The sequence below is a fragment of the Rhodoferax sp. GW821-FHT02C08 genome (assembly GCF_059421805.1).
Map to the genome: position 1 here is coordinate 35569 of NZ_JBWKVR010000030.1, position 24023 is coordinate 59591.

Annotated in this window: 25 protein-coding genes; 19 read left to right on the forward strand and 6 right to left on the reverse strand. The window is 63.1% G+C overall.

Annotation, left to right across the window (positions count from 1 at the left end; genetic code table 11):
• Position 1: 1 nt before the first annotated feature.
• The 3 genes from AC07VY_RS24040 to AC07VY_RS24050 are packed head-to-tail and all read left to right on the forward strand — an operon-like array spanning position 2 to position 4040.
• The gene (locus AC07VY_RS24040) at positions 2–2170 is read left to right on the forward strand and encodes an ABC transporter permease (RefSeq protein ID WP_495099701.1); all 2169 of its coding nucleotides are present in this window, start codon (positions 2–4) and stop codon (positions 2168–2170) included.
• Positions 2167–3243: an ABC transporter ATP-binding protein gene (locus AC07VY_RS24045; protein WP_495099702.1), complete on the forward strand. Its 1077-nt coding sequence runs from the start codon at positions 2167–2169 to the stop codon at positions 3241–3243. The genes AC07VY_RS24040 and AC07VY_RS24045 overlap by 4 nt, the downstream gene beginning before the upstream one ends.
• Entirely contained in the window at positions 3240–4040 is an 801-nt protein-coding gene (locus AC07VY_RS24050; protein ID WP_495099703.1) for an inositol monophosphatase family protein, read from the forward strand. The genes AC07VY_RS24045 and AC07VY_RS24050 overlap by 4 nt, the downstream gene beginning before the upstream one ends.
• Before the next feature lie 60 nt (positions 4041–4100).
• On the opposite strand, the gene AC07VY_RS24055 is transcribed toward AC07VY_RS24050, so the two are convergent.
• Positions 4101–5066 (reverse strand): aldo/keto reductase, encoded by a 966-nt coding sequence (locus tag AC07VY_RS24055; protein WP_495099704.1) that lies wholly within the window; start codon positions 5064–5066, stop codon positions 4101–4103.
• Positions 5067–5201: 135 nt separating this feature from the next.
• Here AC07VY_RS24055 and AC07VY_RS24060 point away from each other — a divergent pair, with 135 nt between their 5' ends.
• Entirely contained in the window at positions 5202–6122 is a 921-nt protein-coding gene (locus AC07VY_RS24060; RefSeq protein ID WP_495099705.1) for an AraC family transcriptional regulator, read from the forward strand.
• Positions 6123–6242: 120 nt separating this feature from the next.
• Here the strand turns inward: AC07VY_RS24060 and AC07VY_RS24065 are convergent, their stop codons facing one another.
• The gene (locus AC07VY_RS24065; RefSeq protein ID WP_495099706.1) at positions 6243–6548 is read right to left on the reverse strand and encodes an NIPSNAP family protein; all 306 of its coding nucleotides are present in this window, start codon (positions 6546–6548) and stop codon (positions 6243–6245) included.
• A gap of 21 nt (positions 6549–6569) precedes the next feature.
• Positions 6570–7382 (reverse strand): M48 family metallopeptidase, encoded by an 813-nt coding sequence (locus AC07VY_RS24070; protein WP_495099707.1) that lies wholly within the window; start codon positions 7380–7382, stop codon positions 6570–6572.
• Positions 7383–7519: 137 nt separating this feature from the next.
• Between AC07VY_RS24070 and AC07VY_RS24075 the strand changes: the two genes are divergently transcribed.
• The 12 genes from AC07VY_RS24075 (at position 7520) to AC07VY_RS24130 (ending at position 20137) form a co-directional block, all read left to right on the forward strand.
• Positions 7520–8806 carry an AmpG family muropeptide MFS transporter gene (locus AC07VY_RS24075; RefSeq protein ID WP_495105572.1) on the forward strand — a complete coding sequence of 429 codons (1287 nt, stop codon included), beginning with the start codon at positions 7520–7522 and terminating at the stop codon, positions 8804–8806.
• Between the two features lie 181 nt (positions 8807–8987).
• Positions 8988–9704, forward strand: coding sequence for a response regulator (locus tag AC07VY_RS24080; protein WP_495099709.1), 717 nt, complete (start codon positions 8988–8990; stop codon positions 9702–9704).
• A gap of 81 nt (positions 9705–9785) precedes the next feature.
• Positions 9786–11102 carry a sensor histidine kinase gene (locus tag AC07VY_RS24085; protein ID WP_495099710.1) on the forward strand — a complete coding sequence of 439 codons (1317 nt, stop codon included), beginning with the start codon at positions 9786–9788 and terminating at the stop codon, positions 11100–11102.
• A gap of 216 nt (positions 11103–11318) precedes the next feature.
• Positions 11319–12155, forward strand: a complete 837-nt coding sequence (locus AC07VY_RS24090) for a DUF2167 domain-containing protein (RefSeq protein ID WP_495099711.1) — start codon at positions 11319–11321, stop codon at positions 12153–12155.
• Positions 12156–12157: 2 nt separating this feature from the next.
• Positions 12158–12880: a hypothetical protein gene (locus tag AC07VY_RS24095; protein ID WP_495099712.1), complete on the forward strand. Its 723-nt coding sequence runs from the start codon at positions 12158–12160 to the stop codon at positions 12878–12880.
• A complete protein-coding gene (locus AC07VY_RS24100; protein WP_495099713.1) occupies positions 12877–13191 on the forward strand; it encodes a J domain-containing protein in 315 nt (104 codons plus the stop codon). The genes AC07VY_RS24095 and AC07VY_RS24100 overlap by 4 nt, the downstream gene beginning before the upstream one ends.
• Positions 13188–13892 (forward strand): site-2 protease family protein, encoded by a 705-nt coding sequence (locus AC07VY_RS24105; protein WP_495099714.1) that lies wholly within the window; start codon positions 13188–13190, stop codon positions 13890–13892. Before AC07VY_RS24100 ends, AC07VY_RS24105 begins: the two co-directional genes overlap by 4 nt.
• Before the next feature lie 108 nt (positions 13893–14000).
• Positions 14001–15050 (forward strand): L-glyceraldehyde 3-phosphate reductase, encoded by a 1050-nt coding sequence (gene mgrA / locus AC07VY_RS24110; protein WP_495099715.1) that lies wholly within the window; start codon positions 14001–14003, stop codon positions 15048–15050.
• Between the two features lie 295 nt (positions 15051–15345).
• Positions 15346–16506: a GGDEF domain-containing protein gene (locus AC07VY_RS24115; RefSeq protein ID WP_495099716.1), complete on the forward strand. Its 1161-nt coding sequence runs from the start codon at positions 15346–15348 to the stop codon at positions 16504–16506.
• Positions 16507–16509: 3 nt separating this feature from the next.
• Complete coding sequence (locus AC07VY_RS24120; protein ID WP_495099717.1) at positions 16510–17694, forward strand: GGDEF domain-containing protein; 1185 nt, start codon at positions 16510–16512, stop codon at positions 17692–17694.
• Positions 17695–17851: 157 nt separating this feature from the next.
• Complete coding sequence (locus tag AC07VY_RS24125; RefSeq protein WP_495099718.1) at positions 17852–18325, forward strand: VOC family protein; 474 nt, start codon at positions 17852–17854, stop codon at positions 18323–18325.
• Positions 18326–18559: 234 nt separating this feature from the next.
• Positions 18560–20137, forward strand: a complete 1578-nt coding sequence (locus AC07VY_RS24130) for an EAL domain-containing protein (protein ID WP_495099719.1) — start codon at positions 18560–18562, stop codon at positions 20135–20137.
• A gap of 10 nt (positions 20138–20147) precedes the next feature.
• On the opposite strand, the gene AC07VY_RS24135 is transcribed toward AC07VY_RS24130, so the two are convergent.
• The gene (locus tag AC07VY_RS24135) at positions 20148–20555 is read right to left on the reverse strand and encodes an SRPBCC family protein (protein ID WP_495099720.1); all 408 of its coding nucleotides are present in this window, start codon (positions 20553–20555) and stop codon (positions 20148–20150) included.
• Between the two features lie 108 nt (positions 20556–20663).
• Complete coding sequence (locus AC07VY_RS24140) at positions 20664–21146, reverse strand: nuclear transport factor 2 family protein (protein WP_495099721.1); 483 nt, start codon at positions 21144–21146, stop codon at positions 20664–20666.
• A 128-nt stretch (positions 21147–21274) separates the two neighbouring features.
• Between AC07VY_RS24140 and AC07VY_RS24145 the strand changes: the two genes are divergently transcribed.
• Complete coding sequence (locus AC07VY_RS24145) at positions 21275–22174, forward strand: LysR family transcriptional regulator (RefSeq protein WP_495099722.1); 900 nt, start codon at positions 21275–21277, stop codon at positions 22172–22174.
• 161 nt (positions 22175–22335) lie between these two features.
• Complete coding sequence (locus AC07VY_RS24150; protein ID WP_495099723.1) at positions 22336–22773, forward strand: EamA family transporter; 438 nt, start codon at positions 22336–22338, stop codon at positions 22771–22773.
• A gap of 121 nt (positions 22774–22894) precedes the next feature.
• Here the strand turns inward: AC07VY_RS24150 and AC07VY_RS24155 are convergent, their stop codons facing one another.
• Positions 22895–23437: an NUDIX domain-containing protein gene (locus AC07VY_RS24155; protein ID WP_495099724.1), complete on the reverse strand. Its 543-nt coding sequence runs from the start codon at positions 23435–23437 to the stop codon at positions 22895–22897.
• 156 nt (positions 23438–23593) lie between these two features.
• Between AC07VY_RS24155 and AC07VY_RS24160 the strand changes: the two genes are divergently transcribed.
• Positions 23594–23872, forward strand: a complete 279-nt coding sequence (locus AC07VY_RS24160) for a hypothetical protein (RefSeq protein WP_495099725.1) — start codon at positions 23594–23596, stop codon at positions 23870–23872.
• The last annotated feature ends 151 nt before the right edge of the window (positions 23873–24023 follow it).

A 24023-nucleotide genomic window follows, 5' to 3' on the forward strand; every position in this document is an offset into this window, starting at 1 on the left:
GATGAAGTCTTTACGCGGCTGGCTCTGGCTGGCTTGGATGGCAAGCGTGCTGGCGCCCTGGCACGTACAGGAAGCCGGCCTGTTCGGCGGCGAATGGTTGCACGCCGGCTGGCCCGGCGACGCGCAGACCGCCGGCGCCTTGTGGCAGGTGCTAGGCTTGCAGCGCTACGGCCTGCTACCCCTGGTGCTATGGCCGGCACTGGTGGCCCTGGTCTGCCTGCTGCCCTTACAGCGCCGTGCCAAGGGCGCGGGACTGTGCGGGCTGGCCACCGCAGCCCTGCTGTGGCTGGCCTATCTAGGCTGGGGGCCAAGCGCCGCCGGTCTGCCCGGCCTGGGCTGGGGAGCATTGCTGTTCACCACCAGCGCCCTGTTTGTGCTCAGCACCGGCGCCGCCTGGATGGGCGCTTGTCGCGGCGATGTATTCGTCTGCGGTGTCATCGCCATGCTGGCGGCCCTGGTGGGCTTGTTCGTGATGTTCCCTGTGCTGCGCGTGCTGGCCGGCGCGTTTGAACAAGAGACCGGCTACAGCCTGCACGCCGCCTGGGCCCGTGTAGCCGATGGACGCATCTGGTCGCTGGCCTGTGTGGCCAGTGCCCGTGGTTGCGGCGTGGCCTGGAACACAGTCTTCCTGGCGCTCTGCACCGCCGCCGGCTCGACCCTGCTGGGCCTGACATTTGCGCTGGTGGTCACGCGCACCGGCTTTCGCTTCAAGCGCATCCTGCGTGCGCTGACGGTGCTGCCGATCATCACGCCGCCCTTCGTCATCGGCCTGGCGCTGATCCTCTTGTTCGGCCGCAGCGGCGTGGTGTCGGCCTGGGTGGCTTCCGTATTCCAGGTTCCCGCAGGGCGCGGCCTCTATGGCTTTTACGGCGTGTGGCTGGCGCAGCTACTGTCGTTCACGCCCATCGCCTTCATGGTGCTGATCGGTGTGGTCGAAGGCGTGAGTCCCTCGGTGGAAGAAGCCTCGCAAACCCTGGGCGGCGACCGCTGGACCACGTTCTGGCGCATCTCGCTGCCGCTGATGCGGCCCGGCCTGGCAAATGCCTTCCTGGTGGCCTTCATCGAAAGCATGGCCGACTTCGGCAACCCTATGGTGCTGGGCGGCAATTTTGGCGTGCTGTCCACCGAAATCTACTTCGCCATCGTCGGCGCGCAGAACGACGGCGGCCGCGCCGCAGGGCTCGGCCTGATCCTGCTGATGTTCGCCGTCAGCGCCTTCATGGCCCAGCGCCACTGGCTGGGCAACAAGTCCTACACCACGGTCACCGGCAAGGCCGACAACGGCCAACACGCCGGTCTGGACCGGCGCCTGTCGGCCGTGCTGGCGGTCATCGCTACGCTGTGGACCAGCTTCACCCTGGTGCTGTACGGCATGATTCTGGCCGGTGGCTTCGTCAACCAATGGGGCCGCGACAACAGCTTCACACTGCGCCACTACGCCAGCGCTTTCGGCATCGAGTCCGACGGCCACGGCCTGCGCTGGATAGGCACGGCCTGGGACTCGTTGTTCACCAGCCTGATGATTGCCGGCATCTCGGCGCCGCTGACCGCCGCCCTCGGCCTGGTCGCCGCCTGGCTGCTGGTGCGGCAAAAGTTTGCCGGCAAGGGTGCATTCGAATTTGCCACCATGCTGAGCTTTGCCATCCCCGGCACCGTCATCGGCATCAGCTACATCCTGGCCTTCAACGTGCCGCCGATTGAGCTGACAGGCACCGCCGCCATCCTGGTGCTGTGCTTTGTGTTCCGCAACATGCCGGTAGGCCTGCGTGGCGGCATGGCGGCCATGAGCCAGCTGGACCGCAGCCTGGATGAGGCCTCCACCATGCTGGGCGCCAACAGTTTCACTACCGCACGCCGCGTCATCCTGCCACTGATGCGCCCCGCGCTGAGCGCGGCCCTGGTGTACAGCTTTGTGCGCTCCATCACCTCGATCAGTGCTGTGGTGTTCCTGGTCAGCGCCAAGTACAACATGGCCACGGCCTACATCGTCGGCCTGGTGGAGAACGGGCAGTACGGCATTGCCATCGCCTATTCCAGCGCGCTGATCGTGGTGATGCTGGTGATCGTGCTGGCCGCGCAGACCCTGGTCGGCAAACGCCGGCTGCGCAGAGTGGAACGGGTAGAGGGTGCCGCCCCTGCCCCGGTATTTTCTTTAAAGGTGGAATCATGAGCACTGCCGCAACGCAGGGCGCGCTGGTCTTCGAGCGCGTCACCAAACAATACGGCCGCGTCGTCGCCGTCAACGATGTGTCCTTCAGCATTCCGCAGGGCACGCTGGTCACCCTGCTCGGCCCCAGCGGCTGCGGTAAAACCTCGACGCTGCGGCTGATTGCCGGGCTCGAACATGTGAGCCAGGGCCGCATCTTCATCGCCGGGCAGGACGTGACCCAGCAGTCGGCCATAGAACGCGATGTCAGCATGGTGTTCCAGTCCTACGCGCTGTTCCCACACATGACGGTGCTGGAAAACGTGGCCTACGGCCTGGAGGTGGGCGGTGCCCGCAAGGCCGATGCGCGCGAGCAGGCCATGGAAGGCCTGCGCCTGGTCGGCCTGACCGACTTCGGCCCGCGCCTGCCCAGCGAACTCTCCGGCGGCCAGCAGCAGCGCGTGGCCGTGGCCCGGGCCCTGGTGCTCAAACCCCAGGTACTGCTGCTCGACGAGCCGCTGTCCAACCTGGACACCAAGCTGCGCCGCCGCGTGCGCGAGGAAATCCGCGAGATCCAGCAGCGCCTGCAGCTCACCGCGGTCTATGTGACCCACGACCAGGAAGAAGCCCTGGCCGTGTCCGACCAGATCATCGTGATGAACAACCAGCGCATCGCCCAGCAGGGCACACCGCGCGAACTGTTCGACACCCCGGCCGACGAGTTCGTGGCCGACTTCATCTGCGACGCCAACCGTGTAAGCGGCAGCGTGCGCGGCGCCCTGGCGGACGGCAAGGCCGACTGCCTGCTGGGTGGCCTGGCCGTGCCACTGGCCAACCCGCGCGCCTACCGCGGCGACATACGCATCGCCGTGCGGCCGGACGCTGTGCAGCTCACGGCCGCCACCGGCAGCGACGCCCTGGTCGGCCAGGTCCGCCACGCGGCCTTCCTGGGGACGGAGATGCAGTACGCCGTGGAGTCGCCGCTGGGCGAATTGTTTGTGCGCCAGACCGATATGCACCAGCCGCTGGCCGTGGGCGCGTCGGTCGGTATCCGCTTCGCCCAGCACGGCGTTTGCATCGTAGGAGGCCAGGCATGAGCGCCGCTGCCATCGCCGCGCGCTACGCGCTGGCCCAGAGCATTGCCCGCCAGGCCGGCATGCAGGCCCTGGAATGGTTCCGCAAGCGCGACCAGTTGGTGATCGAGTCCAAGGGCTTGCAGGACATGGTCAGCGCCGCCGACAAGGACACCGAGCTGTACATCCGCGCCCAGGTGCTGACGCAGTTTGCCGACGACGGCTTTCTGGGCGAAGAAGGCGGGCTGGACCGCGAGGACGCGGCCTATCTGTGGGTCATAGACCCGATCGACGGCACGGCCTGCTTCGTCAACGGCATGCATTCTTGGTGCCTGTCTATCGCCGTCACGCACCAAGGCAAGCCGGTGATTGGCGTGGTGTTCGACCCGAACAGCAATGAGATGTTCCACGCCTGCGACGGCCAGGGTGCTTTCGTCAACCAGCAGCCCATCCATGCGCACCAGGCCCACAGCATCACCGAAGGCGTGCTGGGCGTGGGCTTCTCACACCGCGTGCCGGTCAGCGCCTTTGTGCCGTTTCTGGGCCGGGTGCTGGATGCGGGCGGCATGTTCATCCGCAACGGCTCGGGTGCGCTGATGCTGTCTTATGTAGCGGCCGGCCGGCTCATCGGCTACTACGAGCCACACATCAACTCCTGGGACTGCCTGGCCGCCATCGTGCTGGTGCGCGAGGCCGGCGGCCAGGTGAACGACTTCCTGGCGCACAACGGGCTGCACAAGGGCAACCCCATCATCGCCGCTGGTACGCACATTTATGCGCCGCTGCTGGCGCTGATAGACCCGACCAGCACAGCTAGCTAAACTACCTAAAGTTGCCACGCTGCCTATGATCTCGCTGGGCGAGGGATCCAAGATCGCGTCTCAGATCCATTCGGGCGCACCGCCCAGATAGCGTTCTCCGGACGCGCCGTTCGGCAGGATGTTCCTGATCTTCGAAAGGTCGTCCTGCGTGAGCTCGATGCCAGTCGCGCCCAGGTTCTCCTCTAGACGCTCTCGATTCCGCGTCCCGGGGATCGGTACGATGTCGTCGCCCTGAGCAAGGAGCCAAGCGAGAGCAAGTTGTGCGACCGTCGCCCCTTTTGTGCGTGCAAATTCGGTCAATTGCTGGACGGCGGCGAAGTTCTTCTCGAAGTTGCCGGGCTGCCAGCGCTGATCGTAGCTATTGCGCATATCGGTGTACTCATATTCGGCTGCGGGCTTGACGGCGCTTGTCAGGAAGCCACGACCGAGCGGCGAATAGGCCACGAATCCGATGCCGAGTTCACGCGTGGTCGGAAGAACGGCTTCAACGTCGCACTCGAAGATCGAGTACTCAGTCTGAAGCACGGTAACCGGCTGTACCTCATGGGCTCTGCGAATGGTCTGCGGGCCGGCCTCGCTCAGACCAAAGTACTTGACCTTGCCTTCCCGAATCAGGTCACCGACCGTGCCCGCGACATCCTCGATCGGCACCTTTGGGTCGAAGCGATGTTGGTAGAGGATGTCGATGTGATCGACATCCAAATAGCGCAAGCTGTTCTCGGTTACTTCGCGAATGTGCTCCGGGCGGCTGTCTGTGCCAACATAGTCGCGCTCATAGCCGAACTTTGTCGCGATGATAATGTCGTCGCGAAAGCCCTTGACGGCGCGGCCGAGGAACTTTTCGTTCCGACCCCATCCGTAGAGTTCCGCGGTGTCAAACAGAGTGACGCCAAGTTCATAGGCTCGGCGAATGGTTTGCAGCCCGTATTGTTCGTCGCTCGATCCATAGGCAAGATGAAAGCCCATGGCCCCATAACCCAATGCCGATACTTCCGGCCCGTTCACACCAATCTTGCGTTTTTTCATGGAACATTTCCGTTAAATCTGTAGGCATGAATATAGGTGCGGCAACTTCATGGCGACAATGCCTGATCTTCACGAAAGATTGCCTGATTCTGCCGATTCTTTGGCGACGCGTGAAAGATCAGCTGAAGCAAAAACATGAACATAGTCGATGAAATAAGGGCCATCGCTCTTCGGCACGCCGAGAATGGACTGACCGGTGCCACTGCAATTTCGAGGCTAAAGATCTATGCGATTGAACGCCCGACCGATCCAATCCCGCTGATCTACGATCCAGTGGTGTGCTTGGTTCTCCAAGGTACAAAGCGCACGGTCATAGGGAATAGATCGATTGAATACGGTATGGGCGACTGCATGGTCGTCGTGGCTGAGCTCACGGCTCTTGGACAGATCAGCCGGGCAAGTCCGGAAGAGCCTTATGTCGGCATCAATCTATGCCTGGATACGGCGAAAGTCCTGGAGGCGCTTGTCGACTTGCCGACTCTGCCCAAGGTACCCGAACGGGAGAGTTTCGCCGTCGGTAGGGCATCCCTTCCATTTTTGGATGCGTGGCGGCGATTTGTGGAACTTTTGGAGCGTCCGGAAGAAATTCCCATAATGGCTCCTCGCCTCGAAGAAGAGGTTCTACTGCGACTCCTCATGGGACCCCAAGGAAACCTCCTTCGGCAACTGGCGGTCGCCGATTCGCGTTTGGGGAAAATCCGACGCGCCATGGAGTGGATCAGATCCCACTATGATGAGCGGCTTGCCGTGGAGGACATGGCTTCGATCGTCGGAATGAGCGTCTCTGTGTTCCATCGAAAATTCAAAGCGGTGACAGGGCAAAGCCCGCTCCAGTATCAGAAGCAAGTGCGGCTCACCGAGGCTCGCAGACAATTGATAGCGAATGGCGCAAATGCTGCGGCCATCGCGTTCGCTGTCGGTTATGAAAGCCCTTCGCAGTTCAGTCGAGAATACAAGCGATTCTTTGGCGAACCTCCCGGCCGGGATGCGAGCGCTATACAGTCCTCACTTGAGATCGGCATCGGGCTAAAGACAAAGTCATCAATGCAGGGCTAGCAAATGGCATTTGTGCGGCTTGAGCCAAAGTGCTTACCCTCGTGTCCGGTCTCGTAACCAATGCTGCCCATGGGGTACAGCTATATCGACGGTCACGCACGCCATTTAAATCGTCGAAACTCAGGAAAACATGGGCCGGAAGAAGCTGCGCTCGTAGCTGAGGATGCAGCGCGTCTCTCCGGCATAGCGGAAGGCGGCCTGGCATTCCGGGTCCTGCAGGGACGCGGCGCGGTACACCTCGTACTCGGCCAGCGACGGGAACGTGAACATCGCCAGCGCGATATTGTTCGCCCCCTCGGAGGGCAGAAAGTAGCCGTGGTGCTGGCCGCCAAATTTTTCCACCAGCGGAATCCATAGCTTGCCGTAGTGCTCGAATTCGGCGAGCTTGTAGGGGTCGATCACGTAACGCAGGTAGCAGGTCACCATCGCATAGAACTTTCAAAAACCTTAACTTTTCCTGGCCTGCTCGTACAGCGGCAGCACCTTGGGCAGATTCTTCTCGATCTGGGCGATGCGCGTACTGCTGGCCGGATGGGTGCTCAGCCATTGCGGCGGGGCCCCCGTATTCTGGGCGCTCATTTTCTTCCATAGGCTGATGCCGGCGCGCGGGTCGAAGCCGGCGCGGGCTGCCAGCTCCAGGCCCACGAGATCGGCCTCGGTTTCATCGGACCGGCTGAACTGCAGGTTCAGCAACTGGGCGCCACCGCCAATCACCTGCTGGCCCAGAGTGCCGGCACCCAACAGCTGACTGAGCAGATTCGCGCCCAGATTGGTGGCGGCGGACTTGCCCATGCGTTCACGCGCATGCTCGCGCAGGGCGTGGGCGATTTCATGGCCCATCACGGCGGCGACTTCGTCGTCGTTGAGCTGCAGCTTGTCCAGAATGCCGGTGTAGAAGGCGATCTTGCCGCCGGGCATGCACCAGGCGTTGATCTGGCTGCTGCCGATCAAGTTGACCTGCCACTTCCAGTCCTTGGCGCGCGGGTTCCAGTCGGCGGTATACGGAATGATGCGCTGCGCAATGCGGCGCAAACGCACCAATTGCGGGTGATCGGCAGGTGCCAGCGCCTGCTTTTGCTGCGCCTGCTGCAAAGTCTGCTGGTATTGCAGCTTGGCGGTTTCCTCCACCTGGTCGGCCGACACCAGCTTGGAGAAGGCCGAGTTGCCCCCCACGTCCACGCCGTCGCGCGCCCATGCCGAGGGTGTCTGCACCAAGGCCAGACCCAAGCAAAACGACATCCAACCTACTTTCAACTGCATTTGTAGTTACTTTCCATATTGCAAGCCATCTATAACGCAGCAAGTATTATTCCCGGATGACGTCCCCCTCTTCTGCCAGTACCCCGATCTCCCCTCAGCCAGAGCCTGCCTCCGCCCCGCGCCGCAAACGTTCAGCGATGGAGGTGCTGAGAGAACTCAGGCAGCCCAAGGTGGCGGTCATGCTGGCGCTGGGCTTTGCCTCGGGCCTGCCCTTTTTGCTGACCGCGAATACTTTTGGCTATTGGCTGCGGGACGACGGCACCAGCCTGGTGGCCATAGGCTTCATTTCCTGGGTCGGATTCGCCTATGCGTTCAAGGTGTATTGGTCGCCGCTGGTAGACCGCATCGATGTGCCGCTACTGGGCCGCTTGGGCCGGCGTCGCGGCTGGATGCTGCTGTGTCAGATTCTGGTCACCATCGGGTTGCTGGGCATGGCCATGGTGGGCACGGCGGGCGGGCTGGCCGCCATCGGCGCATTTGCCTTGTTGACGGCCTTTGCCTCGGCCACGCAAGACATCGCCATCGACGCCTGGCGTATCGAGTCGGCCGCTGACGCGGACGAAGTGGGCCTGATGACCTCGGCGGCGCAGGTAGGCTACCGCGTGGCCCTGCTCATCACCGATGCCTTGATCATCGCAGCCGCGGCCCGTGTCGGATGGAGCATGTCGTATGTAGGCATGGCGGTGCTGATGGCGCTGTGCATGGTGGCAACGCTATACGCCTCCGAGCCGGCGCGTGCCGATGTGGTGCTGCAGCAGAGGCCCTCGCTGTGGACCTTGCGCGGCCTGGCTGATGCCATCGTCGGACCGTTCGTCGATTTCTTCGCCAAGCACAAGGTCGCCGGACTGGTCATGCTGTTGATGGTGGCGCTGTACCGCCTGCCCGACTTCGTGATGGGGCCGATGTACAACCCGTTCTACCATGACCTCGGCCTCGCCAAAGACACGGTAGCCTGGGTGCGCGGCTCCTTTGGCCTGGTCACCACCTTCCTGGGCATCGCGGCGGCCGGCATCAGCGCCATCCGGCTGGGCTTGCTGCCCACGCTGGTCGCCGGGCTGGTGCTCGAAGGCTTCGGCACGGCGGCATTCGCCTTACTCAGCTTCCATGCCAGCACCGAGGTTTTTGCCGCGGTGATGGCGCTTGATGCATTTGCACAGGCCTTTGCCGGCGTCGCCCTGGTGACCTATATGTCCAGCCTGACCAGCCTGGGCTACACCGCCACGCAGTACGCCATGCTGTCCTCGACCTACGCGTTGCTGGGCAAGTTCCTGAAAGGATTCTCTGGAATTGCCGTCGAAACGCTCACGCCCACCTATGGCCTGCTGGGCGCCTACGCCACGGCCTTCGTGGCCACTGGCCTGACCGCCATCCCGCCCATGCTGCTATTGCTGCTGCTGTGGCGTATGCAGCGGAACAAAGGCTGATACGGCAAAAACCGTCTCTAGCGCAGAAGGTGTAAGCGCCAGAAGCTATTTATTTGATAGCAATTTGGATGTAAAGTATTTACCTATCTTTACGGTGGCTACAACCCATATTGGCGGCAAAGGCGCACCATCGTGCTTTACAAATGCTTTCCCAACGGCCAGACCACTTAACGGATACCCCATGAGCGCAAACCTGCTAATGATCGAAGACGACACCCGCCTGGCCAGCATGGTCGGCGAGTTCCTGGGCCAGTCCGGCTTCAACGTGTCGCACCAGCCTACGGCCATGGGCGGTCTGGCGCAGTTGCAGGGCCAAAGCGGCCCGACCCGTCCCGATCTGGTGATCCTGGACCTGATGCTGCCCGACCTGGACGGCCTGGAAGTGTGCAAACGCATCCGCAACAGCACCGGCGACATTGCCCAGGTGCCAGTGCTGATGCTGACCGCCAAGGGCGACCCGCTGGACCGCATCATCGGCCTGGAACTGGGCGCCGACGACTACCTGCCCAAGCCCTTCGAGCCACGCGAACTGCTGGCGCGCATCCGCGCCATCCTGCGCCGCCAGGGCGACACCGCCAACACCGCCAACAAGGTGCTGCGCTTCGGCTCGCTGGAGATCGACCGCGACGCGCGCTCCGTTACCGTCAACGGCCAGCCGGCCGACCTGACCTCTTACCAGTTCGACCTGCTGGTGGCGCTGGCCGAACGTGCCGGCCGCGTGCTGACGCGCGACCAGATCATGGAAGCCGTGCGCGGTCGCGAACTGGAGGCCTTTGACCGCTCCATCGACGTGCACATGGGCCGCATCCGCGCCGCCATCGAGACCGACTCCAAGAACCCGCGCCGCATCGTCACCGTACGCGGCGCCGGCTACGTCTTCGCCAAACAGCAAGACTAGCCCGCCGTCCGGTTCTCTCTGCGGTGCCGCACAGAAGCGCGGTACATTTTGCGGCTCCACAGCCGACCGGATAGAACTGAGATGGACTACGTCCCGATGCAACCCTCCCTGCCCTCGCTGCTGCAGCGCCTGTATGTGCGCATCTGGCTGGCTGTGCTGCTGGCCCTGGCCGTACTGATGCTGCTGGTCGGCCTGGCCTGGCGCATGGCCGCCGACCCGCCGCTGCACGACCTGGTGATACGCAACCGGGCCGGCGAAATCATCGGCAAGGGCACGACCCGCCAACTGCGCGTCTCGCCCGACGGCCTGCAGATCGTCCCCCCCGCCAGCGCCCCGGCAGCCCCGGCCTTACCGGACGACGGTGAAGACCTGACAGAGTTGCCCCCACCTTCGCCCGAAACCATGGACAACCGCGGCCCCGAATTCGTGGTCCGCATGCACGACGGCCAGCGGGTGCTGATCCACCTGCCGCGCCCGGCGCGCACCTGGTGGCTGCGGCCGCCGTTCGGCTTCTTCTGGACGCTGGGCATGGTCGGCATTGCCATGGCACTGGCCATGTACCCCATCATCCGGCGCCTGACACGGCGGCTGGAATCGCTGCAACGCAGCGTGGAGCAATGGGGCACCGGCGACCTGTCGGTACGCGTGCCCATCCATGGCCGCGACGAGGCCGGCCTGCTGGCACAGCGCTTCAACACAGCCGCCGAACGCATCGAAACCCTGGTGGCCTCGCACAAAACCCTGCTGCAGTCGCAAAAGTCGCTGCTGGCCAATGCCTCGCACGAACTGCGCTCGCCGTTGACGCGCATCCGCATGGGCATCGAGCTGATGGGCTCCTCGCCCTCCCCGGCTTTCAAAAATGAGATCAGCCGCAACATCGCCGAGCTGGACCAGCTGGTGGACGAAATCCTGCTGGCCAGCCGGCTAGACGCCAAGGAAGCCGACCTCGGCACGGTGGAAGAGGTGGACCTGACCGGCCTGGTGGCCGAAGAATGCGCCCGCACCGATGCCTCGTTCGAGGTCGGCGTGGAAGGCGAGCCCGACCAAAGCTACGAGGTACAGGGCGTGGCCAAGCTGCTGCGCCGCGCCGTACGCAATCTGCTGGAAAACGCCCGCCGCTACACCAGTGGCGATGTGGACGTCACCCTGCAGCGGCACGGCGGCAACGCGGTGCTGCGCGTATTCGATCGCGGCCCCGGCGTACCGGCCGAGCTGCGCGAACGCATCTTTGAGCCCTTCTACCGCCTGCCCGGCGCCAGCGAACGCGATGGCGGTGTAGGCCTGGGCCTGGCCCTGGTCAAGTCCATCGCCGAACGCCACGGTGGCAGCGTCCGCTGCGAAGGCCGCGAAGGCGGTGGCGCCTGCTTTGTCATAGAGCTACCCCGCCCCACGGCCTGAAGTACACCATTTGCCACCACTAACTTAGCACCTCCTAAATGTTGGGCGCGCTAAGCTGTGTTTTCATTCAAAAGAATGAGCACCCGCTCCATTCCCTTCGTTCCTGCAGATCCGCCGATCAATAATCCGCTGCGTCATTTACAAATAGACACAAGTGCTCCGAGTGGACAAATGCAATGCAGCCACTCGAGGCCCATACAGCATGATTGGGGAAATATGTTGAGATTCAGGCACGCCGCTCTAGCGATAGCTATTCTGACCTTGGGTACCTTGACGCAAGCTGCCACCTCTGAAGACCCGAACGCCGCCCTCAAGGCCCTGGCCTGGCAAAACGGCCCGGTTACCGCCGCGTTGGAAGACAAGGCCGAACTGAAGATACCCAAGGACTCGCAATTCCTGGATACCACCAATGGCTCCAAGTTTCTGGAGCTGACGGGCAATCTGCCCTCGGCCGAAAACATCCTGATGGGCAATTCTTGGTGGGCCGCATTCTCATTCGACCCGGCCGGCTACGTGAAAGACGACGAGAAGATCGATGCTGACGAACTGCTCAAGCAGCTCAAGAGCCACGACGGCCCCAGCAACGAAGAGCGCCGCAAACGTGGCATGCCTGATCTGTATACCGACGGTTGGTACATCCCCCCACACTACGACCCCACCACCAAGCACCTGGAGTGGGCGCTGCGGCTACGCTCTGCCAGCCACGACCGGCCCATCATCAACTACACCGTACGCTTGCTGGGCCGCACAGGCTACGAAAGCGCGGTGCTGGTATCCAGCCCCGAAACACTGGACGCAGATGTCAAGGAATTCAAGTCCGTGCTGACAGGCTTCGAGTTCAAAGCCGGCGAAAAGTACTCTGAATTCAAGTCCGGTGACCGCATTGCCCAATTCGGCCTGGCGGCCCTGGTCGCCGGCGGCGCAGCCGCAGTGGCCACCAAGACCGGCTTCTGGAAGGTGCTGATAGGCGTTCTGGCGGCCTCCTGGAAGCTGGTGGCTGCTGCGGCCGCAGTGTTCCTGGGCAGCATAGGCAAGCTGTTCAAGCGCAAATAGGCGTGGATGCCGCTTCGGCGCTGATGCTGCTGGCATTGGCTCTCTACCTCTACGACTCGGCACGACTGTTGTCGGGCAACCAGGCCGTGCTGGTACACAGGCGTGCCGGCTGGCTGGCCGCCTTTGGCTCGCAACGCTGGAAGATACGCGGCCGCGAACCTTATCTGCCCAACCCACTCACGCCGCACCGGCAGTTGTTCGTGCTGCGCTGGCGCTTTGCCGGTACGACACAAGTCCGCGCCACACCACGGGTGCTGGACACTTTACCGGCGCTGCGGGTATTCACTCCATGGATCTGGCTGTCGGCCGCCTGTCTTTTCGTAGGCCTACCGCTGGGGCTGTTCACCCGCGCCGGGCTGTGGGCCGTGGTGCCGGCGCTAGCCCTGATGTACCTGAGCAATGTCACTGCGCTGCTGCTGCTGTGGCGTCGACGGCACACGCTGGGCCTGCAAAACGGACCATTTGGCACGCTGGCATTCGAATGCCTGAGCTGCCCGCCGTTCGCATTGAATCTGGTGCGCAAGCTATGCGCCACCCAGCCGGTGGTGGAAGACTTCGAAGCCGCCTGCCTGCGCCTGCTAGACCCGACGACCCTGGCGCAAGTGAAGGCGCAATGCCTGCTGCGACTAGACGAGCAGATCGCCTGCGAAGACGAAGCCAGCTCCGAAATGCCCGCGCTGCTGAATGCGCGCCTGCGATTTGCTCCTGCAGAGAACGCTCCTTGAGTACCACAGAAATCATCATCGTCCTCGGTGGCCTGGTACTGGGCTACTGGGTGGTCTCGCTGTTTACCGCCAAAGCGCCCAGCCACGTGGCGCCCGCCTCCCTGGACCCGCCCTGGCACCAGGTACTGGAACTGTCACCCGACGCCAGCCTGGAAGACATCCGCAACGCCTACCGCCGGCTGATGGGTGAATACCACCCCGACAAGGTGGCCTCCCTGGGCAGCGAATTACAGGCCCTGGCGGAACGTAAAAGCAAACAAATCGGCGCGGCCTACCAGGCGGCACTGCAGCAGCTCGGGGCTAGCGCATGAAGTTCCTGCTGGCCTTGCTATTCGCGGGTAAGCTGGGCAAATTGCTGGTGTCCAGCGGCAGCATGCTGGTGTCGGTTTTCGTCTACAGCATGCACTATGGCTGGCCCTATGCCCTGGGCTTCATCGGCCTGCTGTTCCTGCACGAGATGGGCCATTACATCGCCGCGAAAAAGCGTGGCCTGGAAGTGGGCATGCCGGTCTTCATTCCATTTGTCGGCGCCTGGATCTCGCTCAAAACCACCCAGCTCGACCCGGAAACTGAGGCCTATGTCGGCCTGGCTGGACCTATGCTGGGCACCGCCGGCGCCTTTCTATGCTATCTCTATGCCCGCGAGAACGGCCAGGCATTGTGGATGGCGATTGCCTACGCGGGCTTCGTGCTGAACTTGTTCAACCTGATTCCCCTGACCCCGCTGGATGGAGGACGCATCGTCTCTGTCATCTCGAACAAACTGTGGCTGCTGGGCATGCCCCTGCTGTGCGCGGTGTTCTGGTGGAGGCCCAGCCCTCTCCTTGTCGTCATAGCCATCCTGGCGCTACCCAAAGTATGGTCAGCCTTGAAGGGCAATGCCCCGACAACCCAGGAAATTGCCTCACCGCAGGTCAAGCTGCAATACGGCCTGCACTACCTGCTGCTGGTCGCCGTGCTGGCCCTGCTGGCCATGGACGCCCACGAAAGACTCGGCCAGTTGCGAACTTGAGCCCCCCGGAGCCGAGTCCCCCGCCAGGGCATAGTGCGGCTGCCGCACAAATGGTGGCGATCCTTCCTAGAATGCCTGCTCCGCTTACAACAGCCTTGGAGACAGAACATGACCTACCACGCCGCAACCGACCGCTACGACGACAAAATGCCGTACCGCCGTTCTGGGCGCAGCGGCCTGCAGCTGCCTGCCATCACCCTGGGCCTATGGCACAACTTTGGCGACACCACGCCACTGGTAACCCAGCGCGCCATGCTACGTACAGCGTTTGACCTGGGCATCACCCACTTCGACCTGGCCAACAACTACGGCCCACCCTACGGCAGCGCCGAGACCAATTTCGGCGAGCACATGCGCCGCGACTTCAGGCCTTACCGCGACGAGCTGGTGATCTCCAGCAAGGCCGGCTACGACATGTGGCCCGGCCCCTACGGCCAGGGCGGCGGTGGCCGCAAGTACGTGCTAGCCAGCCTGGACCAAAGCCTGCAGCGCATGGGCCTGGACTATGTGGACATCTTTTATTCGCACCGCTTCGACCCCGACACCCCGCTGGAAGAAACCATGGGTGCGCTGGCCACGGCCGTACAACAGGGCAAGGCACTGTATGTGGGCCTGTCCAGCTACTCGGCCGGCAAGACCCGCGAGGCCTCTGCCATCCTCAAGCAGATGGGCGTGCCCTGCCTGATCCACCAGCCGTCCTACAGCATGCTGAACCGCTGGATCGAAGAAGAGCTGTTGGACACCCTGGGTGACCAGGGCATAGGCTGCATCGCCTTCAGCGCGCTGGCCCAGGGCCTGCTGACCAACAAGTACCTGAACGGCGTGCCCGCCGACGCGCGCATCAACCGCCCCGGCGGCGGCTCGTTCAAGCAAGACCACCTGAGCCCGCAGAACCTGGCCCATGTGCGCGCACTGAACGAGATGGCCCTGGCCCGTGGCCAAAGCCTGGCGCAGATGGCCACCGCCTGGGTGCTGCGCGACCCGCGCGTCACCTCGGCCCTGATCGGCGCCAGCCGCCCAGAGCAGATCGTGGAACTGGCCGGTGCGCTGAAGAACGCGCACTTCAGCACCGAAGAACTCGCCGCGATCGACCAGCACGCGGTGGACGGCGGCATCAATCTGTGGAAAAAGCCCTCTACGGACCAACGCCTTTCTTGAGAAACTGTTCACGGTCTATTTAAGGCTCCAAATAGACCGTGTTTCGCAAATGCAGCTTCATGCTGCATTGCAGCCGCCAAGCCGTGGCACGGCGGGCTTTGTCGCGAAACTGTCATCCAGCAGTGCAGGGCCTATTGGGCAGGCCCCATGCACAGCCCAAATGCCGTGTTGCAGCACATCCAGCCATCACAATTGGCTCTTAAAATCATAGCCAGGAGACGCTGTCCCGGATGTGTAGCGCGTACGTCCTGCCGCCCGCAATATCGCCCCATCCGCATTTGGCGAACACAAGGACATGGCGTTCGAGATCGAGTTACGTACGGTTTTATTGCTCAACACCACCTCCCTGTTCATAGGTGGACTGGTGTTCATGCATGTACGCAAGCAATCGCACGAGAGCAAGCGCGTGAGCTTGGGCCTGCTGGCCGCCAGCTTTTTGTTGCTGGCTGCGGGTGCAACCATTGCGGGCATAACGGACCATCTTCCAGTGGCCATGGCCGTATGGCCGCACCTGAGCTTGTTATTTGGCACACTGGGATACACGCTGATGTGGGGTGGCTTCAACACACTGGCAGGTACTGGAAACTGGCAGCAAGACCGGTGGATGCTGCTTCTGCCCGTGGCTATCGCGCTGCTGGGCGGACTCACCGGATTTCCACAGAACAATCTGTTGCGTGCCAGCACGTACCATGGCTACGCAATAGTTGCGCTGCTGTCTTCCGCCTACAGCATGCTGCGGCAAAACCGCATCGATCCCTTGCCGAACAGGCCGCTACTTGCCAGCAGCTTGGTGGCAAGCGCCTTGGTCTACATGCTGAACATCGTCAACATGCACCAGGAAACCGAAATTCTGCTCAACGTGGCGGATGCCTTCTTTGTTGAAATTGTCTGCGGCTTTGCCATGTGCCTGCTGACCATCTCGTTGGTCAACGACCGCACCCAGGTGCGATTGAAGAAGATGGCCCAGACCGACCCACTGACCGGCGCAGGCAACCGGCGCAGCTTCCTGGGCCGGCTCCCAGCACACCCTGTGTCAGGGGCCGCCATGCTGCTGATCGACCTGGACCACTTCAAGCGCATCAATGACCAGTTCGGCCACGCGACTGGCGACGCTGTGCTGGTGGCATGCGCCCATCGCATCCAGGGCATGTTGCCCCCAGAGGCGGTGTTCGCGCGCTACGGAGGAGAGGAGTTTGTGCTCTACCTGCCCCGGACAAACACCGCTGAAGCGCAGGCCATCGCCGAAGGCCTGCGCCTGGGCCTGGCGGCACTGGCATGCGAAAACCAAGGGCAGCCCGTGCCTGTCTCGGCCAGCTTCGGTATCACCATTACCAACGTGCAAGATACCCATTGGCACGCGGTCCTGCACCGGGCCGACCAGGCCCTATATGCCGCCAAAGCCGCAGGCCGCAATTGCGTGCGCCTGCATGGACAGTTCGCGCCCATGGCTACATAAAAAATGGCTGCCAGTTTAGAGATCCACCTGCCCACGGTGCTGTTCCTGCACCAGACTTCCTTCATGCTGGGGGCGCTGGTGTTCGTGCAACTGCGCAGGCAATCCTCGGGCACACAGGGCATCGGCCTGCTGGCCCTGGCCTTTATTTTCTTGGCGGGGGGGTATACCTTCACATCCGCCATCACGCATCCAGGCCGAATAGATTTGCCAACCATGGTGCGGCCGCATATCAGCCTGCTGTGCACCATGTTGGGCTACAGCCTGCTATGGGCCAGCTACGCCGAACTGGCAGGACGCTGGCGCTGGAAACAGACCCGCCTGGTCCTGTTGCTGCCCCTGGGCGTGGCTCTGCTGGGGCTTGCCACCGGCTTCCCTTACGAAGCCAAGTTACGCGGCCTTACCTACTATGCTGGCGCCATTCTGGGCCTGACACTGACCGGGTACGGCATCTTGCGTAACGGGCGGCTGGAGCCCTTGCCGTCGCGCAAGCCCCTGGCCATATGCATGCTGCTGGGAGCGCTTTTTTACCTGATACGGGTGCTCAGCATCTTCCGCGGATCTGACCTTCTGGGCAATGTTGCGGACACTTTCTTCATGGAGATCCTGTGCAACTTCGGCATCGCCTTGTTGACGGTCACCCTGGTGAACGAGCGCTCGCAGCTGCACCTGCAACGCATGGCCCAGACAGACCCACTCACCGGGGTGGGCAACCGGCGCTGGTTCTTGGCCCAGTTGCCCAAACAGCCGGCAGCAGGCGCCGCCTTGGTGCTGATGGACCTGGACCATTTCAAGCAAATCAACGACCGCTACGGCCATGCGACGGGTGATGAAGTGCTGGTCAGCTGCGCGCAGTACATCCAGAGCATGCTGCGCGAACACGACGCTTTTGCACGCTACGGCGGAGAAGAATTCGTGCTCTACCTGCCCGAGGTGTCGGTGGATGCAGCCCTGCAGGTGTGTGACCGCTTGCGCCGCGGTATATCCACCCTGGTCTGTGAAAGCCAGGGCCAGCGCGTGCCCATCTCGGCCAGCATGGGCGTGGCCCTGGCCTCGGCCCAGGACCCGCACTGGCAAGCCGTGCTGCACCAGGCCGACCAGGCACTGTACGCGGCCAAAGCCGCTGGGCGCAACCGCGTGCACCTCCATGGCCAAACGGTGCCCGCATTGGCGCATGGAGTCAGCCCCTAGAAGCCTGTGGCTCTGCCTGGCAGGTACTGCACCACACCGTTACCGGCTATACAAACGGTAGCAATAAAACAGCCACTTGCGGTCCGCCAGGGCGCTACAGTCCTGAGGTTGAGGGAGTATTTCGCACCCTGCATACCCGCGACTGGAGGTAATTTCCATGCAGAAAATCGGGCCTTGCCTGTGGTTTGACGGAGCCGCCGAAGAGGCGGCGGAGTTTTATGTATCCGTCTTTCCCAACGCACGCATCGTCAGCACCACGCACTACGTGGAAAGTACGCACCGGCCCATAGGCTCGGTCATGACGGTGGAGTTTGTGCTGGATGGCCAGGAGTTTGTGGCCCTGAACGGCGGCCCGTATTTCAACTTCTCTCCGGCGATCTCCATGGTCGTGCCCTGCGACACCCAGGCCCAACTGGACCATCTGTGGAGCCAGCTGATGGTCGGCGGCCACGCCCAGCAATGCGGCTGGTTGACCGACAAGTTCGGCGTGTCCTGGCAGATCGTGCCCAAAACCCTGACTGCCATGATGCAGGGCGACGACACTGCCGCCGCCCAACGCGCAGTTGCCGCCATGCTGCAAATGGTCAAACTGGACATCGCCGCGCTGGAGCAGGCCTACCATAGCGTCTGAGACCACCGCACCCATTCATACTCATTTTTTGATAGCTGCCTACGCAGAATCCACCTGCGCCATCGGCATTTTCACTCCTAAAATCCGGCTGCATATTCCACCCAGGCGCGCACCGCCTGGAAACGGAATAAATGTGTTGATAATGCATCAGCTCTGCGCCGGGGCGGCACCCGGCCAGTGCGACCAATAGCCGTAAGGGGAGCCCACCATGCCGGGACGATGGAATACGCAGCCATGCCTGTCTTGAGGCGCACGCTTGGGCGCCGCCCCCGGTTGGTTGGCAGCCTGAGCGGCTGCGTCCTGGCGTTGGCCATGGGCCTGGCGATCGTGTTGGCAGGCATCGGGCTGCGCGTACGTGAGATCGACCGCGGCCATGCCACGCTGTTTCGCACCATGGAGAACCGGCGCGTGGAAGTCACTGCACTGCTGCAGGAGCTCAACAGCATCTACCCCGCAGACTGCACCGCTGACAACCGCACCAAACTACGCAGCCTGCTGTTCAAACACCGGGTGGTGGGCGACATCGGCATCCTCGACAGCCAGCGCCAATTGGTCTGCAGCACCAGCCTGGGAGACATCTACCCGCCGCTGGCACCCAATACCGGTGGTCTGCAGGGCGAGGCCGGCCACTACTACCTGAACGCCCCCTTGCCGCTGGCCGACGAAACCGTATTCGTCACCCTGGTGGAGCGTGGCCCCTTCCAGGTCGCACTGGACGACAACGCCACCCGCGATGCCAAACTGCAGCACAGCGACACGCTGTGGGCCGGCCGCGGCGTCGAACGCACCCAGGTATTCCGTGGCGAACACGCCAACCTGACCAGCCCCCAAGTCGGCCCCAACACGCCGCACCTGCAGCTCGACACCCACAGGGCTGTGCTGCTGGTCAGCAACACCCTGCCCAACTTTGTCCAGCTCTCGGCACAGTCGGTGCTGCAGCTGCGCGAGCTATTGGCCGACTACTGGGCCCTGCTGCTGGGCGCTCTGGGCCTGTGTGGGCTGCTGGGCTTTCTGGTCGCCGACATGGTGACCCGGCGCTGCCGGCACTACCAGTCCATGGACTACCGCATCCGCCACCTGTGCCGGCCCGACAACGTGGTCTGCCACTATCAACCCATCCGCGACCTGGCCAGTGGACGCACCATAGGCTGCGAGGTACTGGCCCGGCTGCAGGACCGCAAAAAGCTGGTCTACCCCGACCAGTTCATACCCGCGCTGGTACGGCAAAACCTGGGCTGGGCGTTTGACACCGCCATCAGCGCCTGTGCCCTGCGCGAACTGGGTGCAGCCCTGCCCGCGCAAACCGACTTCAAGATCGCGCTGAACTTCTTCCCCAACAATCTGCAACGCGACCGGGTCCATGCACATCTGCAGGCCGTCATGCATACCACCGGCCGCAAGGACCTGCGGGTCGAGCTGGAGGTGACCGAATACAACTTCTCGCCCGAGATCGTGCCCGAGCTGCAGCGCCTCAAGGCCGACGGCTACCTGATCGCCATCGACGACTTCGGCACCGGCTATTCCAACCTGGGCATGGTCAAGCGCGTGGCACCCGACTTCCTGAAGATCGACAAGTCCTTTGTGTTCGAGATGGAAGACGCCAGCCTGCGCTCTAGCCTGATCCCCGAGATCGTCGCCATCGCCAAGGCGGTGGACAGCAAGGTCGTCGCCGAGGGCATTGAAAACGCCGCCCAGGCGGCCCAGCTCAGCGCGCTGGGCGTGCAGTACGGCCAGGGCTACTACTTCGCCAAACCCATGCCGCTGCAAGCCTTTCTGGACTACCTGGCCGCGGAAAACCGCACGACCAGCTGATGGTGCAAGTTCAGGCCAGGGCTTCCACGTGGCGTGCGAAGTTGCCCAGAATGGCCTGCCAGCCCTGCTCCTGCTGCTCGACGGAGTAGGTAGATTCGGCGTCGAAAGTCACGCGCACCTGCACGCCGCCCGCGCCCTCGGTAAACGTGACCTGGGCCGTGCGGTCGCCAAATGCATATTCGATCAGCGCATGCTTGACGATTTTTGTGTACGTGCCCGCAAAATCAAAACCCATGCTGCCGTCCTTGGCCTCCATGCGCGACGAGAAGGCGCCGCCCTCGCGCAAATCCACCTGGGCCGTGGTGGTGTGCCAGTCCGGTGACGCGGCATTCCACTGCACGATGTCGGCCGGCGTCGTGTAGGCACGCCACACTTTCTCGATAGGGGCTGCAACCGAGGTTTCAACACTAATTTTCATAATGCAATTCCGGTGGGTTGGCGAAAAACAATAGTGCCGCAGACCCGCCCGGCGGCAGTGTCTGCGGCGGCCATTCTGCTGGCGCACCCACCTGAGGTCAACGCCGGGTTACAAACCCAGTGCGCTCAGGCCCGGGTGGTCGTCGGGCCGGCGCCCGCTGGGCCAGTGGAACTTACGCTCGGCCTCTGTGATCGCCAGGTCGTTGATGCTGGCGTGGCGCTCGGCCATGAAGCCGTGCGCATCAAACAACCAGTTCTCGTTGCCATAGGAGCGGAACCACTGGCCCGCCGCGTCATGCCTCTCATACGCAAAGCGCACGGCGATGCGGTTGCCATCAAAAGCCCACAGCTCCTTGATCAGCCGGTAGTCCAGCTCGCGCACCCATTTGCGCTGCAAAAACACTTCAATCTCGGCCCGGCCCTGCGGAAACTCCGCGCGGTTGCGCCAGCGGCTGTCCGGCGTATAAGCCAGCGCCACGCGGGCCGGGTCACGGCTGTTCCAGGCGTCTTCGGCCAGGCGCACCTTTTGCGCGGCGGTGTCGACGTTGAACGGCGGCAGGGGTGGGCGAGGAGCTTCGGGGGCCAGGCTCATGGTGTTTTCCTTCCAGGTGTGTAGACAGTGTCTGCGCGGAACGCAGCGCATGGATGCACTGTATTGATACCAGGTGAAAAATAGAATCACCTCTATTTCCAATACACCATTCCATAAACAGGAAGAATATGGACAGACTCCAGGCCATGCAGATCTTTGTGACCGTGGCCGACGCGCAAGGCTTTGCGGGTGCCGCGCGCCAGCTGCAGCTGTCGCCCCCGGCCGTGACCCGCGCCATCAAGGACCTGGAAAGCCACCTGGGCGTGCGCCTGCTCACCCGCACCACCCGCGTGGTACGGCTCACCGAGGCCGGCGCCCGCCACGCCGAGGACTGCCGCCGCATCCTGGCCGAACTGGCCGACGCCGACGCCTCGGTGGCTGGCATGCACAGCGCACCGCGTGGCCGCCTCGTCATCACCGCACCGCTGATGTTCGGCGCGCTGCACGTCACGCCCCTGGTCACCGACTACCTGCAACGCTACCCCGAGGTGCAGGCCCACTGCCTGTTTCTGGACCGGGTGGTGAACCTGCTGGACGAAGGTGTGGACGTGGCCGTACGCATCGGCGCCCTGCCCGACTCCAGCATGCAAGCCGTGCGCGTTTCGCAGCTGCGCCGCGTGCTCTGCGCATCGCCCGCCTACCTGGCCCAGCATGGCACGCCCAGCACACCGGATGATCTGGCCAGCCACACCGTCACCACCATCCACGGCAGCGGCCCCACCACCGAGTGGCGCTTCTGGCACCAGGGCGCACCGCGCTTGGTGAAGCTGCAGCCCCGCATGCTCACCACCACCAACGACAGCGCCATGGCCGCCGCCGTCAGCGGCTTTGGCATCACCCGCCTGCTCTCCTACCAGGTGGCCGAGCATGTGCGCGCCGGGCGGCTGCAGATCCTGCTGCCCGACTACGAGCCCCCAGCCCTGCCGGTACACCTGCTGCACCGCGAGGGGCGCTACGCAGCGCAACGGGTGCGGGCGTTTCTGGACATGGCGGTGGAGCGGCTGCGGGGTGTGGGGGCGCTGGAATAATCGCCAAGTTGTCCGTTCCATGCGGCCCCGAAGATGCAAGCCCAATAGCCCTCTGGCGCACGTAATCCCTGCGCAAGCAGCTATTCTTTACATAGCAATCACGCACAGCCGGGCGGCGCAGATGCAGAATCGGCACCACCCCGTTTGCGAAAGGCCACCCCATGCTTGACTCCTCCCACGGCTGGTTCTTCTGGGCCGCGCTGTCGGCCTGCTTTGCGGCGCTGACGGCGATCTTCGCCAAGGTGGGCATACAGGGCGTGGACTCGGACTTCGCCACGCTGGTGCGCACGGCCATCATCGTCTGCCTGCTGGCGGTGTTTGTCAACGCCACCGGCAAGTGGATGGACCCGCGCAACCTGTCGCCACGCACCCTGCTGTTCCTGGGCCTGTCGGCCCTGGCCACGGGGGCGTCGTGGGTCTGCTACTTCCGGGCATTGCAGATGGGCCAGGCCTCGCAGGTGGCGCCGGTGGACAAGTTCAGCCTGGTGCTGGTGGCGGTATTTGCCTTTGCATTCCTGGGCGAGCGCCCCTCGCTGCGCGAATGGGCGGGCATCGGCCTGGTGGCCAGCGGCGTGCTAGTGCTGGCCATCAAACGCTGAGCCGGGCCGGCGGCCGGGCAGAAAGTGCGGCCGCTATGGAGCGCCGATTTTTCCGCCACCCCAGGCTACAAGCTTTTTAGCACGCCAGCGCAGATAACTCTTGCGCCGGCAGCTACAAAATTCAGAGCAATCCCTTCAAACGCAGCAGGCCAAAGGCAGCGACGGTGGTGGCGTCCTGGATGCTGCCGTCGCACACCATGGTTTGCACGGTGGCGATGTCGAAGGGCCGCGCCACCAGGCCCTGCTCTTCTGCGTCCAGCTCCGTCGCGTGCTGCTCGCAGTCGGTGGCCAGGAACAGGTCGTAAGCCTGGGTGGAATAGCCGTAGCCCAGGAACAGGCGACCGGCGTGCTGCATCTGGCCAGCCACCAGGCCGGTTTCTTCGCGCAGCTCGGCACGCGCCAGGCTCAGCGGGTCTATGGTCTGGCCTTCCCACGAGCCCTGGGGCAGCTCCCAAAAACGCTGGCGCACCGGGTAGCGGTACTGCTCGACCAGGTAGAGCTGGCCGTCACGCAGCGCGGCGATGACGGCGAAGTCCGGCTTCTCGACCACGCCATAGATACCGGTACTGCCGTCGGCGCGCACGATGCTGTCCTCGCGCACCGCCATCCAGCGGTTGCGGTAAACGATCTGGCTGGCGGTGGTACAGATTTCGGGTTGCGTCATGCCACCATTGTGGGCCAGCTGCCGCGCAGGATTACAAAACTTTGCAGGCACTGGCGTCGGCCAGAGCTCCAGCCGCAGGCGTTGTAGACACATGGAATTCAACACTCCATAACAGTGAAAACCGATAGACCCAAGCACTACTTTCCAGGAGCCACTATGCAAGCCAAGACCCTGATCGCCGCCTTCGCCCTCGCTGCCGCCAGCGCCGCCAGCTTTGCCCAGGCCCCCGCCGCCACACCTGCGGTAGCCCCCGCCACCGCGCCAGTGGTGAAGACCACCGCTGCACCCGCCAAGCCCGTGCACAAGGTCGCAGCCAAGAAAGTGGTGAAGCACCCCATCCACAAGGTGGCCCATGCCCCGGTGAAGGCCGACGGCAAGCTGAGCAAGACAGCCCAACACCCTGCCACCAAGCACAAAATCCTGCACCACGCATAAGCCCCTCTGCGTGACAAGGAAGAAGGAAGAGGAAGCCCGCCGTAACGCTACGGCGGGCTTTTTTATCTCTGATTTGCCTGATTAGCTACCTGCCTCAGACAGACTTGAATTTTGGTTCAGATGCGCCATACTGGTGTTTCATCCAGTTGTG